Source organism: Mesorhizobium tamadayense (genome assembly GCF_003863365.1).
Classification (GTDB): Bacteria; Pseudomonadota; Alphaproteobacteria; order Rhizobiales; family Rhizobiaceae; genus Mesorhizobium; species Mesorhizobium tamadayense.
Window position 1 is genome coordinate 1 of sequence record NZ_RQXT01000075.1, and the last position, 19,454, is coordinate 19,454.

At 62.0% G+C, this 19,454-nt stretch carries 18 protein-coding genes and 1 pseudogene; 8 read left to right on the forward strand and 11 right to left on the reverse strand.

Annotated features, from left to right (window positions below; all coding sequences use genetic code 11):
* Positions 1-517 precede the first annotated feature (517 nt).
* On the reverse strand, positions 518-1,384 hold the full coding sequence (locus EH240_RS33775; protein WP_125006674.1) for an ATP-dependent DNA ligase: 867 nt from the start codon (positions 1,382-1,384) through the stop codon (positions 518-520).
* A gap of 113 nt (positions 1,385-1,497) precedes the next feature.
* On the opposite strand from EH240_RS33775, the gene EH240_RS33780 reads away from it, so the two are divergent.
* Genes EH240_RS33780 through EH240_RS33795 form a run of 4 tightly spaced genes read left to right on the forward strand, consistent with a single transcriptional unit; the run spans position 1,498 to position 2,392 of the window.
* Positions 1,498-1,695, forward strand: a complete 198-nt coding sequence (locus EH240_RS33780; protein WP_125006676.1) for a hypothetical protein — start codon at positions 1,498-1,500, stop codon at positions 1,693-1,695.
* Between the two features lie 56 nt (positions 1,696-1,751).
* On the forward strand, positions 1,752-1,937 hold the full coding sequence (locus EH240_RS33785) for a DUF3606 domain-containing protein (RefSeq protein ID WP_125006678.1): 186 nt from the start codon (positions 1,752-1,754) through the stop codon (positions 1,935-1,937).
* The gene (locus tag EH240_RS33790) at positions 1,934-2,116 is read left to right on the forward strand and encodes a hypothetical protein (protein WP_125006680.1); all 183 of its coding nucleotides are present in this window, start codon (positions 1,934-1,936) and stop codon (positions 2,114-2,116) included. Before EH240_RS33785 ends, EH240_RS33790 begins: the two co-directional genes overlap by 4 nt.
* Before the next feature lie 21 nt (positions 2,117-2,137).
* Positions 2,138-2,392 (forward strand): helix-turn-helix domain-containing protein, encoded by a 255-nt coding sequence (locus EH240_RS33795; protein ID WP_245436640.1) that lies wholly within the window; start codon positions 2,138-2,140, stop codon positions 2,390-2,392.
* 97 nt (positions 2,393-2,489) lie between these two features.
* Here EH240_RS33795 and EH240_RS33800 read toward each other — a convergent pair whose 3' ends face one another.
* The 3 genes from EH240_RS33800 to EH240_RS33815 all read right to left on the reverse strand — a co-directional run bounded on the left by EH240_RS33800 (position 2,490) and on the right by EH240_RS33815 (position 4,194).
* Positions 2,490-2,732, reverse strand: a complete 243-nt coding sequence (locus EH240_RS33800; RefSeq protein WP_125006684.1) for a hypothetical protein — start codon at positions 2,730-2,732, stop codon at positions 2,490-2,492.
* Positions 2,733-2,875: 143 nt separating this feature from the next.
* On the reverse strand, positions 2,876-3,112 hold the full coding sequence (locus EH240_RS33805; RefSeq protein ID WP_125006686.1) for a polymerase: 237 nt from the start codon (positions 3,110-3,112) through the stop codon (positions 2,876-2,878).
* Between the two features lie 902 nt (positions 3,113-4,014).
* Complete coding sequence (locus EH240_RS33815; protein ID WP_125006690.1) at positions 4,015-4,194, reverse strand: hypothetical protein; 180 nt, start codon at positions 4,192-4,194, stop codon at positions 4,015-4,017.
* 1,859 nt (positions 4,195-6,053) lie between these two features.
* On the opposite strand from EH240_RS33815, the gene EH240_RS33820 reads away from it, so the two are divergent.
* Entirely contained in the window at positions 6,054-7,370 is a 1,317-nt protein-coding gene (locus EH240_RS33820) for a tyrosine-type recombinase/integrase (RefSeq protein WP_125006692.1), read from the forward strand.
* A 627-nt stretch (positions 7,371-7,997) separates the two neighbouring features.
* Here EH240_RS33820 and EH240_RS33825 read toward each other — a convergent pair.
* The 6 genes from EH240_RS33825 to EH240_RS33850 form a co-directional block, all read right to left on the reverse strand.
* Positions 7,998-9,788 carry an alpha/beta fold hydrolase gene (locus tag EH240_RS33825; protein ID WP_125006694.1) on the reverse strand — a complete coding sequence of 597 codons (1,791 nt, stop codon included), beginning with the start codon at positions 9,786-9,788 and terminating at the stop codon, positions 7,998-8,000.
* Entirely contained in the window at positions 9,785-12,346 is a 2,562-nt protein-coding gene (locus EH240_RS33830) for a glycoside hydrolase family 2 protein (protein WP_245436642.1), read from the reverse strand. Before EH240_RS33830 ends, EH240_RS33825 begins: the two co-directional genes overlap by 4 nt.
* A 36-nt stretch (positions 12,347-12,382) precedes the next feature.
* Positions 12,383-13,381 (reverse strand): DUF1839 family protein, encoded by a 999-nt coding sequence (locus tag EH240_RS33835; protein ID WP_125006696.1) that lies wholly within the window; start codon positions 13,379-13,381, stop codon positions 12,383-12,385.
* A gap of 1 nt (position 13,382) precedes the next feature.
* Positions 13,383-14,306 (reverse strand): amino acid--[acyl-carrier-protein] ligase, encoded by a 924-nt coding sequence (locus tag EH240_RS33840; RefSeq protein ID WP_125006698.1) that lies wholly within the window; start codon positions 14,304-14,306, stop codon positions 13,383-13,385.
* Positions 14,307-14,308: 2 nt separating this feature from the next.
* Positions 14,309-15,448, reverse strand: coding sequence for an acyl-CoA dehydrogenase family protein (locus EH240_RS33845; protein ID WP_245436646.1), 1,140 nt, complete (start codon positions 15,446-15,448; stop codon positions 14,309-14,311).
* A gap of 68 nt (positions 15,449-15,516) precedes the next feature.
* A complete protein-coding gene (locus EH240_RS33850; protein WP_125006702.1) occupies positions 15,517-15,762 on the reverse strand; it encodes an acyl carrier protein in 246 nt (81 codons plus the stop codon).
* A 1,024-nt stretch (positions 15,763-16,786) separates the two neighbouring features.
* On the opposite strand from EH240_RS33850, the gene EH240_RS33860 reads away from it, so the two are divergent.
* On the forward strand, positions 16,787-18,343 hold the full coding sequence (locus EH240_RS33860; protein WP_125006704.1) for a Fic family protein: 1,557 nt from the start codon (positions 16,787-16,789) through the stop codon (positions 18,341-18,343).
* A 43-nt stretch (positions 18,344-18,386) separates the two neighbouring features.
* Here EH240_RS33860 and EH240_RS39455 read toward each other — a convergent pair.
* Positions 18,387-18,641, reverse strand: a pseudogene (locus tag EH240_RS39455) (CopG family transcriptional regulator); the annotation flags it as partial.
* A gap of 113 nt (positions 18,642-18,754) precedes the next feature.
* Here EH240_RS39455 and EH240_RS33870 point away from each other — a divergent pair.
* Both EH240_RS33870 and EH240_RS33875 read left to right on the forward strand, forming a co-directional pair.
* Positions 18,755-18,988, forward strand: a complete 234-nt coding sequence (locus tag EH240_RS33870; RefSeq protein WP_125006706.1) for an AbrB/MazE/SpoVT family DNA-binding domain-containing protein — start codon at positions 18,755-18,757, stop codon at positions 18,986-18,988.
* On the forward strand, positions 18,985-19,413 hold the full coding sequence (locus EH240_RS33875; RefSeq protein WP_125006708.1) for a type II toxin-antitoxin system VapC family toxin: 429 nt from the start codon (positions 18,985-18,987) through the stop codon (positions 19,411-19,413). The genes EH240_RS33870 and EH240_RS33875 overlap by 4 nt, the downstream gene beginning before the upstream one ends.
* Positions 19,414-19,454 lie beyond the last annotated feature (41 nt).

Sequence of the window (19,454 nt, forward strand, 5' to 3'; positions counted from 1 at the left end):
AGCGCTTGACCAGAGCGGCGACGTCCAGGACCGCGTTTCGCCTACAGGTGAGGCAATAGACCGACAGACCTGTGCCGGCTTCGAGCTTTTGCCGAGCGTGTCTTCAACAAAGGGGAATTTCATCGTCATTGGCGATCCTCGTGAGTGGGTCGCCGCACCGATAGGGATTTATTCCTGCTCTCCGGTCCCTTCAAGTGGACTCGCCAAGAAAATATCTTCGCTGAATTCGGCGGTTGTCTGCTTAAGGAATATCTGGGCGAATACCGCCCACTCGGTGCCTGTAACGCCATTCTCGCGAGCCGACGTTTTAAAAGCCTCGCGTAACGCGTCGAGGTCGAAGGCCGATATCCGTTTGGCGCAATGCGTTTCCATGGCCCCCAACAGGCCTCAGATCAGAAAGAAAGTCGCCCAATACCAGAGCACAAGCTCATATTGCTGAAGCGGCCAGCACCATCGCGCCGTGTCCCCAGTATGACCCGAATTGCTTTTGCCATGCGACACAAAGCGCTCGACTGATTTAAGTTCCCTCCTCCTCGCGAAAATCCTGCAGCGACGCATGCCGCAGGTCTTCCTCACCCCTGAGATGCTTCAAGCGGCCGATCAGCCCCGACTTGACCCAGTGCGTCGCCGGCCGCTTCATCCCCTTTGGCGCCGTCCCTGCGTGCTCCTGGACGCGCTGCCAGAGACGCTCGCGCATCTCTCGGTTCAGGGTGATGAAAGCGGAGCCGACGTAACGGCCGGTGCCGCGCTCCGCCATCAGGGCAAAAGCTGGCTTGCCGGCCTCTCGCTCGACGCCGAGCAGTTCGTATTCATCTATCGTGTAGCACTTGGCCTTCAGCCAATTCGTCGACGGCCCGGAGCGATATTTGCTGTCCTTCCGCTTCGAAACGACGCCCTCCAGCCCGGCCTGCTCGACAAGATGGAAGACGGCGGAGCTTGTGCCTGGCAGCGCTTCGCTGAACTGGATTCGCTCACCCTCGGGGATGATCGCGTGCAGCACCTCGCGCCGGTCTTCAAGCGGCATGTCGAGCAGGCTGTGCCCGTTTAGATGCAGGAGATCGAAGGCCACGAAGTAGAGGTCGTGCTGGCGCCGACTGATGGCTCTGCGGAGCTCACCGAAATCCGAGACGCCGTCATCGTTGAGAACAATGATTTCCCCGTCGATAATCGCGTTTTGAACATTCAGTCCTTTGGCCGTCTCGACCAGGTCGCGATATTTCGCGGTCCAATCGAGGCCGCGCCGGGTGAAGATCCGGACTTCCGCATCTTCGATCGCAATCTGCGATCGATAGCCGTCGAACTTCACCTCGTGAATCCAGGCGTCGCCCTCGGGCGGCTTGTCGACGAGGCAAGGCATCAGCGGCGGGATGAAGTTCAGACGCATCGACGCGAACTCGACAGGACCGCGATTCAAGCCACGCGGCCGCGGGCAGTTCCGGAACATTTTAGCTAATTTGCATGTTTAGGTAATTAGCTCTGACTAGGAGCGGTTGATCGATGGCACGAGGTCCGCGAGTTGGCGACGAGAAAAAGGCCAAGGCGGGTGACAGGGTCGAAATCAGCGGGTTTGCGACGCGCGTAGATGAAGAGGATGGCAAGGTCACGGTCTGGATTGACGGCGGCGGCCTGGTCACGGTGGACACCGATTCCATCGCCGACTGTTCCTCGACCTCGCGGGTTGCCGTGCGTGAATAGATGTTTGGCAGGAGCCTTGGCCTTGGCTCGCTGTTGCTGAGGCAGGAGGAACAATCATGGCCGACGACAAGAACAATCGCGATTTCCGGGACCGGGATCACGTTTCAGCCGATGAGGACTATGAGGTTCGCTACTTCGCCAAGCAGCACCGCATCACCCCCGAACAGGTTCGGGAACTGATCAGCGAGCATGGCAGCGAGCGGAAGACACTAAAACGAGAGGCCAGGAAGCTCCGACCGTGACGAAGGTTTCAGATCTTGGACTGCCGGTTGTGGGCACCCGACACGGCAAGCAGCCGGCGGAGGAAATCGATCACTTCCACACCTGCCCCTACTGCGGACAGGCCGTCGACCGGCGCGACTTGCGGCAGGTGCTCTGGCACGAGCAGCCAACGCATAAACGACTGAAGCTCGACTCGTAACGATCCGGGCGGAGATTGCCTTTGAAATATCTAACAGCTGATCAGTCGCGAGCGGCACGAGGGCTGCTGAACTGGTCGCGCGTACGACTTGCCGCCAGATCCAATCTTGGCGAGGCGACGATCAGCGATTTTGAAAATGGTCACAGGATACCGAGCCCGAGAAAACTGGCGGCCATGCGGCAAGCATTTGAAAGAGCCGGTGTTGTCTTTACCGCTGGAGGCCCGACGCTATCCAATCGCTCCGCTGGTGAGGGTGGTGTTATTGGCACCCAATAGAATGCGGCGCCGCCGACAGGCAAAAAACCGGCCCGCGAAAGAGCCGCGGTGATGGAGTTATGAGCGGAGCATCCGATCTCGAATGCTGCTGGACCAGCTACTTGTTCAAAAGCCGCGCCTCGCGAAGAAGCGAATTCGTATCATTGCCGATCAGATCGATGAGGTCGAGTGCCTGGGCTTCGGTAATGCCGGTTTCGCGCATAAGGTGCCGGACCCGGAATCCCTTTTCCGCCTTGACGCGCTCGGCGCGCTGTCGCTCGCTCTCAAACACGGGGAAAGCACTCGCTGATGCCTTGAACAGACGGGAGCGCTGCGCTGTCTCTCTGCCGCCGATGTCCATTCAGTTGTTACCGGCGGTACACACGAACGGGAGTTCGGCGATTAGGTTCCGGCATGGAAGGATTATTCGCGCAACGGCGGCTGCGGATACCGACGCCTTCACCTAGCGCCTTCTTGATGGCTGCAAGCGTGCTGGCCAAACCGCTATTCGGGCTGGGGTCTCGGCTGCACCAGCCCCGCATCAATGGTATCAGGCAAAGGTGGGTGAGTTGGCGTTCTGACTGATCCGGTTGTTATCGCATCTGGCGGCGGCAGAATGATCATTTTCGTTTCATGCTCCGGCCATAGCGGCTTGCCACCACCTACGAAGAACACGACCGCGAGAACGCATATCACCAGAAGGGCAGCAAAAAAGTTCGCGATGATCTCGCCCAATTGCATGCACCTGCTCCGATGAGAACACCCGCCGCAATCGCAGGAAACGGCGGGTGTTCGACAACCGACGAGAAGGGACTAATCACCGCCGGTCCCGATGCAAATGAGATAATTGGGTATATGTTTCGCCGTTTAGACCTAAGAGTTAGCTGCTGCGACCTTGGTCCTACAGGCGCCGGGGACTGGAGTCTTGAACCCGAAGAATAGTGGAACTTAGCAGTGCTCAACCGGTTTGTCTGGTGCCTGCTTGCGCGCATAGCTTCCGGTTGCGCAACCAGGTGACTCCAGCCGAACTCTGCCCGTTGGCTTCGTGCCGACGGGCTTTTTCATGAGCGCGTTGGCCGGACGAGCATTGCCTGCGTCAGTCATCTGTCGCGACGGACGCGAACGCCGCTGCGCGGAACTAGGGCGCCAAAGGAGACGGGCAATGCACCCGCGCCACTTGGTAAAAATTGTACAATGAATCCTGATTGAACCAACCACCAGACGCATTATGAATCGAAAACGTCACCGGTTATGTCATGGGCATCGGTGCTTGAGAGACTCGTTGTGCTCCCGCCCTGCGAGGCGTTGTGATGCTACGGGTTCCGCAAAGCCAATTCCTGGGGCCGGAAGATTTGGCCATCTGCCAGCGCGTGTTCGATCAGATATGCGCCGACGCCATGTTGGACCGCGATTCGACAGATAGTCAGGCTCTGGCGCTCACAGTGTTGACCTTCTTTCAACGCGGTGCCGTTGATCATGATGAGTTGTTGGCCGCAGTACTAAGTCGGCTTGAGGAGTTTACGAAGCCACGGGGCGAAAACTAAAAGCCCCGGCGCAGACCAGCGCCAGGGCTTGGCATATACGCGCAACTCCGGCGTACAGGCGGGATCGATCTTCGCCAGACGAGTTCTGGCCTCACGGCTTCAGCGCTTATGAGTTACAGGGAGTCCGAGGCGTGCCTTCTCGCTTGTGGCGAAGGCGGTTGCATCCCTCTCTGAGTTGAATGCCTTCATAAACACAACACCGTCTTCGATGACGCGAACGTAATGCCGTTTCTCGAGGTCTTCGGTCTCGAAGGTTTCCATTTCGACGGAATCGCTCACGATTGACCTGCTCATAGCCGTTCATCCCAGGAAGCCAGCCGGCTCGCGGGCAAACGTTGCGGAGAAACGATTTGCGTCCTGCTCCAGGAGATTGCCACGACATCGCTGTTACCCCGTCGGCCACGACTTCCTCTCTTTGTCAGGGTTTCACTGTGATCGGCAACGACGACTTCGAGCTTTATGTTCCACTGCGGGGCCACGGTCCCAGATTTCATCGGACCGAAGTCCAGCAGGTAATCACGGCCTAGCGGGCCTCCCCGCGTTTCTGATCTGCGATCGCTTGGACGGTGGCGGTGAGCGCTGCAACGGCATTGGATAGTCCGACAATGCTGTCTTGTACCCGATCAAGCCTGGTCAGAGTGGCGTTCTGGAATTTCTCACTCGACAGGACGTTCTTGCGCTTGCTTCGTCTCGACCGTGATGAGCCTGTCGTTGAGCCTCGTTGCCTAGTCACTCGCTGCGGCAGCCGTTTTCTCGACTGCCGTAACCGGCGCTTCCTGACGTCGTCCAGCGGCTCTTCTTTTTCTGAGGCGGGGCCTGTCGGTGACCGGCGTCAGGACGCGGCCTGCATGCCCTTGATGGCAAAGGTCGCCTCGTGCCCGGGGGCGAGCCGGGGCAAAGGCGAAGACGCTCTCACTGTCCTGCGCCTCGTATTCCAGCCCCGGCTGGCGAGCGAAGGATGTACCAGGATCGACAGGACGGCCCCGGCCGCGGCGCCCGAGGGTCGGTAGCAAATGCGTGAGACCCAACCTGCAGCCATGCATCGGCGTGCTCGGTCCAATATTCCGGCACCGGACACCGTCAGACACGCGAGGTGGCCATCGGTTCATCATTTGTCGACCTAGGTCAGCACTTGGTTAGCGACCGTCCTTATGTCGTGGCTGGTGCGGAACGGCCCTGCCAGCGAGCGGTGGCTCCGCTGATCACGACTGGTCAACCAGAGAGCACCGCGCCAAAGATATTTCGTTGCAGGGTGGCGCTATAGGTCCCATCGTTCGCAAATCGATCCCAGATGGCGAAACAGGTTGTGAGCGCGGCCAGAGCCAGAATTATGCGCATTGGTACTCCCCACACAGCGCCTGAAAACGCCAATGCTACGTTCTTCTTCGAGTGTAAGCTATTGCTAATAAAGTAGGTGGCGCAGCGTGATCTCTACGCCAATCGAGAACAAAAAAGCTGGATTAGGCGTTTCATGGGCCGGCCTTTTTACCTGCCTGCCGCCGCCAAGACGGGCGCAACCGACGTCTCGTCGTCGACCGACGCCGCATTCAGTGCAGCATCTTGTGATGTATAGCGACGGGACAGGCTATTAGGCGCGGTCTCGATCAGCGCCGCGATCTCTATCAAACCTTACGCCGGCCGTTAAGTTCGGGCCATTTGAGTCCGGGATCGGCCGCAACATCCGCGCAGAACAAGAGAGGCCTATATTCACGATTCCCTGTCGCCGAGCCAACCACTCTTACATTCGAGCGAGTACTTAGCCGGTCTGGGATTACCGGTGATCATTGTGTGCACCGCCGTTTTTTACTCCAGAGTGTCCCAATCACCGCACGAGAGATCTGATACCGTTCACAGGTCGTTCTTAGATCCGTACATTCCAATCGGATAGTCGCCTGATAGACCCTATGCGATGGCGCCCGTTGCCCGGCGTCTTCCGAAAGGCAAGTCATGAGCATTCCAGAGCAGTTGGACGACAATATACCGCTCCGCCTCAACATAGCTGCCGAAATTGCCTTTCCAGATGGCTCTATTGGCGCGGCAGGTTTGCGAAAAGAACGAGATGCTGGCCGCCTTCAGACAGAGCTGATCGCAGGCAAGGAATACGTGACTTTGGCAGCGATCGCTAAGATGAGAGAGCTATGCCGCGGACATCGAAAGGAGCGCGCCTGGTCTGGCGCGCCGAAAGCAGAAAGGCGGACGGCAGCCTGCGCAACGGAGCCGGCTGGTTCATCCGCGATGGCGCAACCTTCATCAGCGCTTGCGGTAGCACTGGCGACCGCGAACGCGCTGAGAGACGGCTCGCCCAACACATCGTCGAAAAATACCGGCCGGCCCGCGAGCGCGGCTGTGATCCGGCCACCGTCCCGGTAGCCAACGCCGTTAGCGTTTATCTTACTGACGTCGCGCCATCACACGCCAAGCCAAAGGAAACCGCCGAACGGCTGATCGTCGTGCTAAGCTGGTTCGGCGACAGGAAGATCGGCGATATCAATGGCAAGGTCTGTCGCGACTACGCCAAGGCGCACGGCAATGGCGCCGCTGCCAGACGTCAGTTGGAGGATCTGCGCGCGGCGCTGAACAACTACCACCGTGAAGGCTATATAACGTCTGCACCTGCGATCGTACTGCCAGCGAAGCCTGTAGCGCGCGACCGTTGGTTGACACGCGACGAAGCCGCCGCCTTACTTCGTGCCGCATGGCGCATGCGCCAGTCATGGAAGGGTAAGCCAAGCGACCGCCGCACCGCACGCCACGTCGCGCGGTTCATCCTGGTTGCTCTATACACCGGCACCCGGTCGGCCGCGGTCTGCGGCGCGGCCATCCGGCCAACAGAGGGCGCCGGACATGTCGACCTCGAACGCGGCATCTTCTACCGCCGCGCCGCCCGCCGCGAGACGAACAAGCGCCAACCACCGGTCAGGTTGCCTGACCGGCTGCTTGCACATGTGCGGCGCTGGACAGTGACGCCGCTTGAGATCAAGACCAAGGGACGTGGAAAAAGCGCAAGCATCGGCCGCATGATCGCGCACGACTACGTCGTTGAATGGAACGGCAAACCAGTGCAGTCGATCAAGAAGGCCTTCCGCTCGGTGGTCGAGGCGGCCGGTCTCGGCTGGTATGACGAGGTGGCAGCACCGGACGGCAGCATTCGGCGCGTGTTCCGCACCGACATCACGCCGCACGTCTTCCGGCACACAGCCGCGACGTGGCTGATGCAGCAGGGTTCGGACCCGTGGGCGGCCGCTGGCTTCCTCGGCATGACGGTCCAAGTGCTGATTCAGACTTACGGACACCATCACCCCGACTTCCAGGCAGATGCCGCCGAAGCGATCGTCTCCAAGGCGCGCTCGCGAAGCCTCCCAAAAAACGTCGTGAGAATGGCGGGAGGGACAGAAGGCGAACGCTCCCGCCACTCCCCACAGAAAACTCCACGGTTAAGTCGGAAACAAAGGTGAACAGAAGCCGCCAGCCATGACAAGAATGCCGGAAATCCGGGCTTTTGCTGGCCGCTCCCGTCGTCGGGACGATGGGGTCGCAGGTTCAAATCCTGCCACTCCGACCAGAAAAACAAAAAGGCTTAGCCTTCCCGACACAGCAGTTCCCGGATCGATCTATTGTGGCTGTTGCGCTCCTCCTGGCAGGACAAGCGCCCCCTCGTCGGGCGTGGAATATTCAAAGCCGATAAAGAAGGCCGCAAGAATCAACAGACAGATAACTGCAATCACCGCGACTGCAGTTCTGGACAACGGTCTACGGGGTTTCGGCTCCTGCAGCATCGATCATGCCATTCGCATCCATCGGTCGTTTTCTATATCGGCTGAGCGACCGATCTTGCTGACTTGCGGAATTGTCTCCAGCGGCCACGTCATCGTTCGCACGACTTTCAGACTCTTACTCACGGCAACACGTGCTTAGATTAACAGAAACTGTGATCTGCCGCACCATCTTGGTGGGTGCAGGTTCAAATCCTGCCCCTCTGCGGGTGTGGCTTTTGACGAGACAGCCGTCCGACCTACCTCGATAATAGAAATCGCCCACTATGACCTCACGGCGCTGCTGTGCGTGCCGCGGGCCATTGGCTCCTATGGCACCAGGAAGGACGGGCTTGTCGTCGCGCGCACCGGCTCGGAACGAGCGTAGCCGTCGTGCCTGACGCCGCCATGATCGATCAGCCGGGCGATCACGGCGCGCCGTGCGTGATACGGCGTCAACGTGTGGTCGGCATTCGGCAGCGAGACCCTGGTCACGCCACGAATGCTGTCGAGCCGCTCTTCCTCCGAGCCAAAATGACGGGCGATCTCCTTCAGGCTCAGGTCGCCTTCCGAGGTAACCAAGAGAACCCGCACGCCCCGGCCGCAAAGGTCGCGCATCCAGCGTTCCACCCGCCGCCGTCCCAGTAGCGCGGCCGGATGCAGCATCGACAACGTGGACTTGATCGCCTCGAGCCCGCGCCGGACAATCAGCCGGGCGTGGCGCGAAGCGATCCCGCGCCATGTCGAGGCGGCCGGCTCGCGGCTCTCCTGCATGGCGGTGGCGTTCTGCCCGAGCACGGCCTTGGATGTCTCGTAAGTCTTCCAGACCGCCATCTCCAGCGCGTAGGAACTGTTCCAGGCGAAGCAGAGCGGGTTGATCATGGTTAGCGTCCGCACCCGCCGATCTGCCCGTGCGGCGTGAAAAGCCTGGAATGCGCCGGCGCAGGTACCGACCAAGCCGACAGCGGGATGGCCGGCTCGTTCCATCCAGTCGATCGCACGGCTCACATCATGGCGGGTACGCCCGTCATAGAGGAACAGGCGCCCTTCCTCGGTCTGATCGCTGAGGCCAAGTCCGGGCAGGTCGACGCGCAGCGAAGCTACGCCTTCCGCCGCCAGGTCCCGCGCCGCTTCCACCGTGCCGCGCGCCCAGCCGACATGCGGCACGCCACCAGCGTTGAGGAAGATCACCGGCTCGGCCACAGCCTGCCGTCGGCGCGGCCGGCAAAGCACGCCGCAGATCATCGGCGCCGGTCCGATCAGGACAGGCTTTTCCGTGTAGTGCGGACCATCCAGAATCTCCGACGCATAGCGCGGCGTTGCCTTTCCTGCGATCGCTTCGCCGGCATGATCGGCTATCCAGGCCGCGCAGCGATCGAGAGCGGCGGCCGGAATCCGGTTGGCGGTCGGGTCGCACATCAACAGAGGATAGCCATCGAATTCGGCCGTGGTGATATCCGCAGCGCCCGCCCCTTGCACATGAAATTCGTCAGCGGCAAGCGACTTGCCGTTTGTAAGCACCAGCATCGGCCGGGATGGAAGGCTTGCTGCGGCATGGCGCCAGTCGAGCGCCGAAAGATCGGCCAGCGTCTCATGCGAAATGCGGAAGCCGGCGGCCTCGCGCCCCTCGGTGAAAAGCCCTTCGCCCGCCGAACGGCTGGCCAGCGGCGCGTCGATCATGCGCGACATGGCTGTGATCTCGCGCACATAGGCCTTGCCGGAGGACGGCGGCGCAAGCAGTACGAGACCGGCCACGTCGTCGCGTCCGGCCACCGCCAGCGGCGCCAGCAGAGCACCAAGCCGGAAGCCGACCAAAATGACGTCCGCCACGCCGCAATCCTGCTTCAGCCGATCGATCGCAGCGCCTATGCTGATTGCCCACCGTTGCACCTGACCGGGCGTTGAATGATCCCCGGCGGCGTTGCCGCAGCCGGGATAGTCGAATTGCAACGCCGGCAGATCGTTTTCGGCCAACTTGTCGGCCAGCAGCCTCAGGAAACGCCGGCTGCACAGGTCCTCGTGGCCATGCGCCCCGGCGATGATGACGCCCCGGCCGCGCCCTTGGGTGCCCTTGCTTGCATGAAGCCAGCCGATCGTGTCGGCAAAGACTACCCCCTTCATGTCATGCTCCTGGCGGGCTGTAACACAAGCATGATCTCCGCCCCGATTTCTGCCCCGATTTCTGCCCCGATTTCTGCATTGTCAGCTTGCGGCGCATCGTAGGCTACGTCGCGATCGCCATTCAGCGCCGTCACGATGCCGGCCGGCAGGGACGAGGCCGGCCCATCCAGGTAAATTTCCTTCGCCTTGCCCGGCATCAGGTGGAAGCCGTTTTCGCGCGCGAGGAACAGCCCATCCTTGATGGCGACGTGATAGGCGGCGCGCTTGCAGGCGAGCCGCAAGCGCCAGCCGTCTTTCGCCCGCACCAACCGCGCCGACAGACCGACATCGCGTCGCGCGATCATGGCGGCGGGAAGCACATGAAAGGCTTCGGCCAGGATCTCGCCGTCGCTGTCTTCCAGCCTTGCCACGGTCACCTCGTGACCGGCCGGGCCGAAGCGATAGGCATAAGACAGGTCGAAGAAGGCGCCGAGCAGCGAGAACGCCGACAGAGACTGCGCCCCGCGCGCCTGCAGGCTGACCGGCCGGCGCGCCGTCACCACCGGGGTGACGCCATCGCGCAGGCAGGCAAGCGACAGCGTCGCCTCGACTGGCTTTGCCCCGTCATTGACGAGATGGACGCCTAGCCCGTTGACGCCCTCGTCGCTCAGCGTCAGCCTGAGCGGCGCGAAGGCGCGCCTCAGCGCATGCCAGACCGATTTCGGCCGCCCGGTCGAATCGACGACGCCCCAACCTGCGCCCGGGCGCAGATCCTTCCAGAAAAACAGCAGTGCACCCGCCGTCGGCGAGGCCGGTCTGCGCCATTCGTCGATCGTGCGCTCAACCACCTCGGCGGTGACGGCGCGCGAGAGGTCGAGGTAGCGCGCCGGATCCTCCGTGCGCAGCCGGCGCGCATCGACGCCGAACAGCGTCTCCAGATAATGCTCGCGCACGTCCTCGAAATCCCACGACGCACCTGCATCGCGCGGCACGCCGGCTTTCCAGCGCGGATCGTGGCCGGGCGGAACGGGCAGATGCTTATCCAACGTCGCCTGCTCCGGCACGTTGGCGAAGGCGAGGCACTCGCTGGCGAAACCCACCTGCGCGCGGCGCGCGTCCTCCAGCGGCCGGCAATAGGCGCCGACGCCATAATAATGCGTCGGGCCGCCATCTGCGGCGAAGGGCAGGCTGCCGCCAGAGGGCGACGAGGACACCAGCGCGAGATCGGGCATGATCGCCTGCGCGGCCGGGCGCACGACCTCGTCGAACCAGGGTGTCGGATCCATCGCTGCCGGCATGCCTAGCATCGCAGCCTGCTGCGCCACCTCGCTGCCGCCGCACAGCACCGCCAGCGACGGCGAATGCCGAAGCCGCTTCAACAGGTTTTCCGCCTCGCGCGACAGCGCCGCCCGCCAGACCTCGGACTTCGCCGGGTAGTCGAAATTGGCGAGCATCAGGTCCTGCCAGATGAGAATGCCCATCTCGTCGCACAACTCGTGGAAAGCATCGCCCTCATAGGCGAAGGTGCCGCCGACCCGCAGCATGTTGACGCCGGCATGGCGCGCGAGGTCGAGATCGGGCTCGATTTCGGCCCGCTCGCATGGCAGCCGCACAGGATCGGACGGCGTCCAGACCGCGCCGCGGCAGAACACCGGCACGCCGTTGACGACCAGGCGGAAATCGCGTCCGTCGGCGCCGCGATCGATCTCGATGCGGCGGAACCCGACCCGGCCCAGCCGGCAGCGCACCGTGCCGAGTGTCGCCATTACTTCGTGCAGCGCCGGCTCGCCATGACTGTTCGGCCACCATGGGGCGACATCGGCAATGTCCAATTCTGCCGTCAGCCGGGTGGGCGTCTCGACCTTGAGGCGCGCGCGCGCTCCGGCGCAGCTGACATGCGCCGTTTGTGCATCGTCGAAGGGTTCGGCGAGGGTGATCGCAACGGCAAGATGCCCGGTCGTACCGTCGAGCGTGGCGCGCATGTCGGCGTCGAGGATGCGCTGGCCGCCATTCTCGCGGATCAGCTTGACGGGACGCCACGGCCCCACGATATCGAATTTCGGGCACCAGCCCGGCATGTGGCCGATCAGGGTGGTGCGGACCAGCCGCAGCCGCTGATCGTCGATCATGCGAGGACGCCAGCGGGCGCGTGGACCGGTCGCCGTTTCCAGATGGCGGTCGAGACTGCGCAAGACGATGGCGAGCTGCTCGCCGCCTGAAAGGCTTGCTGCAGCCTCATGGCGCTCGAACATCGAGGTCGAGGTAAACAGCAACCGGTCGCCGAGCCAGACCTCGGCGATCGTCGCCAGACCCTCGAACACCAGCCGCACCGGACCGGTCGTGTCGAGCCTGCGGCTGTACCAGACATCGCGGTCGTGCAGCGGGGTTGGCTGCTTGCGGTCCCAGCGGCCATGTTTTTCCAGTGTGCCCGCCGCCGTGCCGGGACAGGCCGCGTCCAGCCATTCGGCGTCTGCGCCGATATTGTCCGGCGAAGCCCAAGCGCCGGCCGCCGAGACGGCCATCCGCCAACCCCGATCCAGCAACTCGGCAGTGCCGGCGATCGACACCGTGGCGTCCATTCCCCCACCTATGCTCAAATGCGCCTCGCCGGCTCGCTAGGCCGCCTTGGAGGCGACGCCCGCCACGCGGTCGTCCAGCACGTCCATCACCGTTTCGTAGGCCTGCGCCATTGGTGCGATTGCCTCGGCTAGGCCCTCGAAACGCTGCCGCGCCATCGCGCGGGCAAGCTTGAACTGCATGACCTTGGCTCCATCGGCTATGTCGCCGGCGGCTTGCGCCGCCTCGGCCAGGCAGGTTTCGCCGTGCAACCCCAGCCATTCGAGATGACTGCCGAGGAGTTCGAAATTCGCGCCGACCTGCCGCAGCGTGTTGAAAGCATAGGTATGGAAATAGTCCGGAGACCGCGTCGCCAACGCTTCAGCGTGACGGCCGAACACGGCCGCATAGGCGCCGAGCGGATTGCGCTTCGGCCGCCGCTTCAGGTGATGCGCGAGCAGCGCCGCCGCTGTCCCGACCGCGTCACGGGCCGGGAGCGTGGCGTCGAACTTCACGAATTCTGCGTAAGGAAACAGCGGCAGGCCGCCGGGCGACACATCATCCCATTGGCCGAAAATGCCGTCATAGTCTTCGCCCTCGAGCGCGAAGTAGCCGTCATTGTGGAAGTAGCGCATCTGCCGCCCCTCGGGATCGAGCGCATCGATGCCGACCGTGGTCTTGGAATGGCCGCTGCGATAGGTGATGCCCTTGGTGTCGGGCAGGCAGAAGGCGTCGACCTCGACCAGCGGCAGCCGGCCGAGTTCGACTTGCGCCAGCACATGCGTTTCCAGCCGGTCGAAGATCGCCAGTTCCTGTATGTCCAGCCCGGCCAACCTCTGCAGGTCGGCGGTCGGGAACTTGAAGAAGGTGAACTGATCAACCTCGAAATCCAGCGCCACGGTGAAGCCGAGCGCCGCGACGGGATCCTGACCGGTCGCGTGCAGAACCTCGATCAGCAGATCGACATAGCAGTTGGTCTGCGGCCAGCGCCTTTTCGGATCGTGCAGCCAGTGCGGCCGGTAGGTTGCCGGATCGAGGCCGGCGATAGCTCTCAGCATCTCACGCGCTCCACAGCACGTCGCGGACCGCCGTCGGCCAGGCCGCCGCGTCCGGCCCGTGATGGCGGAACAGCGCCAGCGCCACACGCTCCAGCCCAAAGCCGACGCAGGCCGAATGGCAGAACTCCCCGTCGGCGAACTTCAGGCCCCAGGTCTGGCCAAAATGGTCCTGGTGATAATTGAAGCTCAAACAGGCGGTCGGCTTCTCGATGCTGGTCACCGGGATCAGCAGCTCGAATTTCAAGCCCTGGTCGAGCTGGTTGTTGGCCATCATCTTGCCGCCGCGGCCGAAGAACGGATCGTTGGCAAGATCGACTTCGCAGGGCAGGTCGAGCGACTCGATCATCGCCTTGCCGCGCTTCAGCCAGCTTTCGCGGAAAGAGCGCACCTGCTCGGCCGTGCCGATCTGGACGAACTCGCGCATTCTGAAGAGCTGCATGCGCGCCGGGTCCTTCGACGGCTCGTGGCGGAAGCAGTACGAGGAGAGTTCGAAAAGCAGCCCCTGCGCCGGCACCGGGCCGCGCGCAGCGACGGTGGGATAGAGCGGATAGCAGGCGGCCGGCGTCAGCGCGACGTCCGTCGCCTTCTGCAGCGCCGTCCAGTCCCCGCCATCTGCCATCATGCCGAGCAGTTGCACATGCTCCCGCTCGCCGCCCATGAAGGAATGCACACAGCCGGCAAGCTGCGGAAAGCTCTTCATGTAGCCACTCTTCTCCAGCGTCGCGCGGCTCATGCCCGGCGGAAAATGGATGCGGGTGGCCTTGTCGGGCGCACCGAGCCGGGTAACGAGACGCTCGAACTGCTCGATCACCTCCTCGAATGCGCCCGAACGACCATAGAGGCCGTCGATGCCGGATTCGAACAGGATGCCGTTCTCGAACAGGCTGTCGAGCAGCGACTTGGAGTCGAATGTCCTGGCGTCCATCTTCAGCCCCCCAGGCCGGTGTCGAAGCGGCTCATCAGCATGAGCGTCGCGGTATTGGAAAGGATCCGATCGTTGGAGATCATCACCGGCGCCGAGGCCACATCGCGCAAGTGCCGGCCGACGCTGAACGGGGTGCCGTTCTTGTAGCCAAGGATGCCGTTGACCAGCATGGCGAGACGCACCACGGCGCCTGCCTTCTCGCTGGCTGCGACCTTCAGCGCGTTGATCTCGGCGGCGAAGCCAATCGAAGACAGCGCGTCGTCGTCGCCTTTGGCCGCTTCGAAGCGATGGATGGCGGCCGTCAGGTGCCCTTTCATCTCCTGCAAAAGGGCGGCCGCCTCGGCTAGCCTCAGCGCGCCCGGCGGCATGGCGTCGGGCTGCTTGCGCGCCGCCGCCTTGACGAAGGCCTGTGCCCGATTGAAGGCGTCGGCGGCGATGCCGAACCAGGTCGCCGCCCAGAAGATGTGCGAGCTGGCCAGCATCGACTGCGCCGCGATCTCGGAGAACGGCTTCGGGAATATCTGCGTCGCGTCACCTGTGGCGACCAGATGAAAGCCGTCGGAGCAGGTGCCGCGCATGCCGAGCGTGTCCCACACCGACGTGCGTTCCAGCGTGCGGTTGCCATCGGCCGGGATCACCACCATTACCTGATCGGAGCTTGCCGCATCGGGGGCGCGACGCGCGGTGGCGAGAATGGCGTCGGCATAGTTGCCATAGGAGATGACGGTGGCTTCTTTGGTCAGCGCGAAGCGCCCGCCGGCGACCTCGACCGCGCAGATCGAATTGCGTAGATTGCCTCCGATGCCGGCCTCCGTCGTCGCGGAAGCCATGAGAAGCTGCTCGTCGGCGATGCGCCGCATATAGGCGCGGTGCCAGTCGCTGGCGCCGCCGTGAGTGACGAAGCTCGATGTCTTGATCTGATGCATGGCATAGATCATCGCGCTCGAGCCGCAGGCCTGGCCGAGTTGGACGATGAGGTCGGCGATTTGCATCGTGCCGAGCCCCTCGCCGCCATGCTCGATCGAGATCGCCACGCCGAGCAGGCGCTCGCGCTTCAGCGCCTCGATCGTCTCCACCGGGAAACGGCCTTCCTTGTCGACGGGATCGGCATAGCCGGCGGCGATCTCGGCGACGCGGCACATGCGTTCGGTTGCGGCTTCCGACGCCTCCGCGAGCGAGGCCGCCTCAATCTTTCTCAACACGTTCATGATTACGCCGCCTTGCGGGCCAATTGCGAAACGGCGTCCGCGATGTTGGCCAGCGAAGAGAAGGTGCGCCGCGTCAGCATCGTCTCGGGGAATTCGATGTCGAACTCCTCTTCGAGCGCCAGCATCATCTGCACCGAGGCGAAGGAGGTCAGCCCCGCGTCGTAGAGATTGGCGTCGTCGGCGAGCGCGCCGAAATTCAGCGGAATCATCGGATGCTGCTCGAGCAGCGAGCGAATCTGGTCAATCATGGAGGCCCCACCCTTGCGTTTATACGCTGTGCAGGCGGCAATATCGCAAAAGCAGCGCAACCGTGGCGTTAACGCCGTCGGCCAGTTTCAACCATGCCTAAGGATCGGTAACGCACGGCAGTACAATTTTACGGCTTTCGGATTCGGATTGACCTGTGCCCCGGCATTGCGATGTGGGCGCGTGTTCCGCGCCGATATCACGCCGGTCGCCTTCCGCCACAGCCGCGACCTGGCAAGCGCCTGCCGTCAATCGTCGCCGTAGCTTGTCGGCAGATGGCGTTCGAGTTCCATCGCGTCATGAAGAACGCGGCCAATGCCGATGAAAGCGAGGCCCACCCGATAAAGAAGCAGGCGGCGAGGACGCTGAACAATGCCGTGTTCGGATAGCGCACGGGCGCGACTGTGCCGCAGATGTCAGCTGCGAACCCGGCTGCCAATTTCGGCGCGGACAATTGTGTGCGCGAACTGTGCGCGCGGCCTTCCGGATTGTTATGTCGAACCACGATCTTGTCGCCGTTCCAGTCGGGAACAACTCAGAGCGTCCCCACTCGGGGATGATCAAGAGAACCAGAAATCTGACCGGTTCAACAAGTTTCCATCGCCGTCGCACTTTGGCGTGCAAATACAGGCGGGCGGCGGTGCTGCTGTTGCCTTCCTCCGAATCGAGAACGCTTCCAGATCGAAACATTGAGTCGCAGGAGCGGTGGAGTGAAGCGGCTCAGCCACCCGGATCATCGACAATCGCGGCGTCTGATTGCCCGAAGCTCTTGGAGGGCTCCAAGCTGGCGACGTTGCGAGTTGCCCGCGAACATCTTTCCCTGCGGCATATAGACGTGGCCGAAAGATCAGCGATTCTGTTGCGCCAACATAGAGCGTGTTCTGCAGCCGCTTGAATAACCTATTGCGCAATACCCTAATTTGGATGCAACATAATAACCTAACTAGCGCGCAACATAATTACCTAACTAAGGCTCAACCTAAAACCTAACAGTCGCGCAACGCGAAACCCTAAGGATCGTCCAAAATGGCCCTACCCCATGAGAAGTTGGCCGAGGCGCTCGCCGCTCTCAAGGTACTTCAGGATCAGCATATAGTTGCCATCCGCTCCACCGATCTGTCACGTACCCATCGCGAGCGGCTTCTCAAAAACGGCTTCCTGCAACAAGTCATGAAAGGCTGGTACGTTCCTTCCAATCCCCACCAGCGTCAAGGTGAGACAACGGGCTGGTACGCCTCGTTTTGGGATTTTTGCACCAGCTATTTGAATGATCGCTTCGGCAAAGATTGGTGCATCGCCCCCGAACCCTCCCTCTCCTTTCATGCAGGCAATCGGACCGTGCCGGGGCAATTGCTGGTGCGATCCCCGGCCGGAGGCAACAAACCCACCGCGCTTTTGCACGGCACATCGATTTTCGACACCCGGGCCAGCATGCCGGCCGCCCGCGACATAGCCGAGATCGACGGCCTTCGTCTCTACGCCTTGCCGGCAGCGCTCCTCGAAGCCTCCCCCAGTATCTTCGCGCAAAAGCCGACCGACGCGCGGACGGCGTTGGCAATGTTCTCGGATGGATCGGAAATCCTCGCCCGACTTCTTGAAGGAGGTCACAGCACAATTGCCGGTCGCCTCGCAGGTGCATTTCGCAACATCGGTCGCGAGCGGATCGCAGATGACATCATGCGCAGCATGCAGGCTGCCGGTTACACTGTTCGCGAAGCCGATCCGTTTGATACACGCCTGGAGTTGTCTCTGCCGCGCCGCGAGACGTCACCCTATGCTGGACGGATCAGGCTGATGTGGCAGGAGATGCGCGGCGCGGTCATCGATAATTTTCCAGAGGCGCCCGGGCGCCCGAATGACGTCAATGGCTATCTTCGGCACGTTGATGACATCTATGTCACTGATGCATATCACTCGCTTTCCATCGAAGGTTACCGGGTCAGCCCCGAACTGATAGATCGGGTCCGCAGTGGCAACTGGAATCCCGACGGGGACCCGCAAGACGGCGAGCACCGCGACGCGCTCGCGGCGCGCGGTTACTACCAGGCCTTCGAAGCAGTAAAGCGTAGCGTTCGATCCGTGCTGGCCAATGAAAATGCTGGCCGTGTCGTCGATGACGATCATCGAGAGTGGTACCGCGAGCTATTCGCTCCCAGCGTTGCAGCCGGTATCGTCAAGCCCGGCGATTTGGCTGGCTATCGCAGCGATCGCGTATTCATCCGCAATTCCATGCATGTTCCGCTGCCGCCCAATGCCGTGCGGGATGCGATGCCCGCCTTCTTTGAGATACTCGAGGCGGAAGAGCACCCGGGGGTGCGGCTCGTCCTGGGACATTTCATTTTTGTCTATATCCATCCCTACATGGATGGGAACGGTCGCATGGGGCGGTTCTTGATGAATGTCATGATGGCGGCCGGCGGCTATCCCTGGGCTGTCATTCCCGTGCAACGCCGCGCTGCCTACATGGCCGCCCTCGAGCAGGCCAGTGTCCACCAGGACATCGTGCCGTTCAGTCGCTTTCTCGGGGAATTGGCAGATCAAGGGATGTCGGGCAAGGTAACCGCGACACTCCCCGCCGGCTAGGTGATCATTGATGCCGAAGCTGGCAGCTTGCGCAAGCAACAGCCTACGTTCCGGCTGGGGACGGCATTCTCTTGTCGTCAATTGGATCGATATCCTCAGAGATTTCCAGCCGTAGTTTCGGTCCTTTCGCCAGGCGCCGGCCCAAGGCCATGACGAAACCCTCGTAACGCTCGCCCGCCTTTGCACGTGCTGCCTGCGCGGCAGGCTCCGGCAAGGCGGGCGTTGTCGCAAGCCAGAAGCGGCCGAACACAGCAAGTGTCTCGACCGCGATGCCGATATCCCGCTCCTGCCGGGCTAGCGAAGGGATGCCGGCGTCTCACGCGTCGTTTGGTCAAATTCGACCACCCGGGGATTGAAATTTGACCTTTCGAGTAATACCTTCTGGAAAATTGGTATTACCGAGGTGGAAACATGACGACTACAGTCACGGCCAAGGGACAGGTGACCATCCCAAAGCCGGTCCGCGATCTTCTCGGAATCGTTCCGGGCAGTAAGGTCGATTTTCGCCGCGCCGCCGATGGTAGCGTGGTGCTTGCACGCACTGACAAGATGCAGCCCGTGAGCCGATTTGCGAAGCTGCGTGGCCATGCCGGCAAGGGGCTCGATACCGACGCGATCATGGCACTGACGCGCGGCGAAGCGTGACGCTCGTCGACACCAACGTTCTGCTCGACCTCGTAACTGACGATCCGAAGTGGGCGGACTGGTCGATCGCTCAGCTTGAGGCGGCAAGCCTCAATGGGCCGTTATCGATCAACGACGCAGTCTATGCCGAGCTTGCCGTACGATATGACCGCATCGAGGATCTCGACGCGTTTCTTGACGAAGCCGGTCTCGAAATCGCTCCGATGCCACGAGCTGCCCTATTTCTCGCTGGAAAGGTATTTACGCAGTACCGCAAGGCGGGCGGATCGCGCACCGGCGTGCTGCCCGACTTCTTCATCGGCGCCCATGCCGCCGTCAACGGGCTGCCGCTGCTCACTCGCGATGTTGGCCGCTACCGCACCTATTTTCCAACATTGAAACTGATCACACCGAATACCAGCGAGTCGTCAGTCCAGGAAACATGATTTTGTGGTCAAGCAGCTAGCGGTTAGAGCGCTCGAAGCGT

What these genes read in the sequence shown, in the direction of transcription:
- EH240_RS33775 (WP_125006674.1), bottom strand. Translation starts at nt 1,384, where the DNA reads ATGCGTCTGAACTTCATCCCGCCGCTGATGCCTTGCCTCGTCGACAAG.
- EH240_RS33780 (WP_125006676.1), top strand. Translation starts at nt 1,498, where the DNA reads ATGGCACGAGGTCCGCGAGTTGGCGACGAGAAAAAGGCCAAGGCGGGT.
- EH240_RS33785 (WP_125006678.1), top strand. Translation starts at nt 1,752, where the DNA reads ATGGCCGACGACAAGAACAATCGCGATTTCCGGGACCGGGATCACGTT.
- EH240_RS33800 (WP_125006684.1), bottom strand. Translation starts at nt 2,732, where the DNA reads ATGGACATCGGCGGCAGAGAGACAGCGCAGCGCTCCCGTCTGTTCAAG.
- EH240_RS33805 (WP_125006686.1), bottom strand. Translation starts at nt 3,112, where the DNA reads ATGCAATTGGGCGAGATCATCGCGAACTTTTTTGCTGCCCTTCTGGTG.
- EH240_RS33820 (WP_125006692.1), top strand. Translation starts at nt 6,054, where the DNA reads ATGCCGCGGACATCGAAAGGAGCGCGCCTGGTCTGGCGCGCCGAAAGC.
- EH240_RS33825 (WP_125006694.1), bottom strand. Translation starts at nt 9,788, where the DNA reads ATGAAGGGGGTAGTCTTTGCCGACACGATCGGCTGGCTTCATGCAAGC.
- EH240_RS33830 (WP_245436642.1), bottom strand. Translation starts at nt 12,346, where the DNA reads ATGGACGCCACGGTGTCGATCGCCGGCACTGCCGAGTTGCTGGATCGG.
- EH240_RS33835 (WP_125006696.1), bottom strand. Translation starts at nt 13,381, where the DNA reads ATGCTGAGAGCTATCGCCGGCCTCGATCCGGCAACCTACCGGCCGCAC.
- EH240_RS33840 (WP_125006698.1), bottom strand. Translation starts at nt 14,306, where the DNA reads ATGGACGCCAGGACATTCGACTCCAAGTCGCTGCTCGACAGCCTGTTC.
- EH240_RS33845 (WP_245436646.1), bottom strand. Translation starts at nt 15,448, where the DNA reads ATGTGCCGCGTCGCCGAGATCGCCGCCGGCTATGCCGATCCCGTCGAC.
- EH240_RS33850 (WP_125006702.1), bottom strand. Translation starts at nt 15,762, where the DNA reads ATGATTGACCAGATTCGCTCGCTGCTCGAGCAGCATCCGATGATTCCG.
- EH240_RS33860 (WP_125006704.1), top strand. Translation starts at nt 16,787, where the DNA reads ATGGCCCTACCCCATGAGAAGTTGGCCGAGGCGCTCGCCGCTCTCAAG.
- EH240_RS33870 (WP_125006706.1), top strand. Translation starts at nt 18,755, where the DNA reads ATGACGACTACAGTCACGGCCAAGGGACAGGTGACCATCCCAAAGCCG.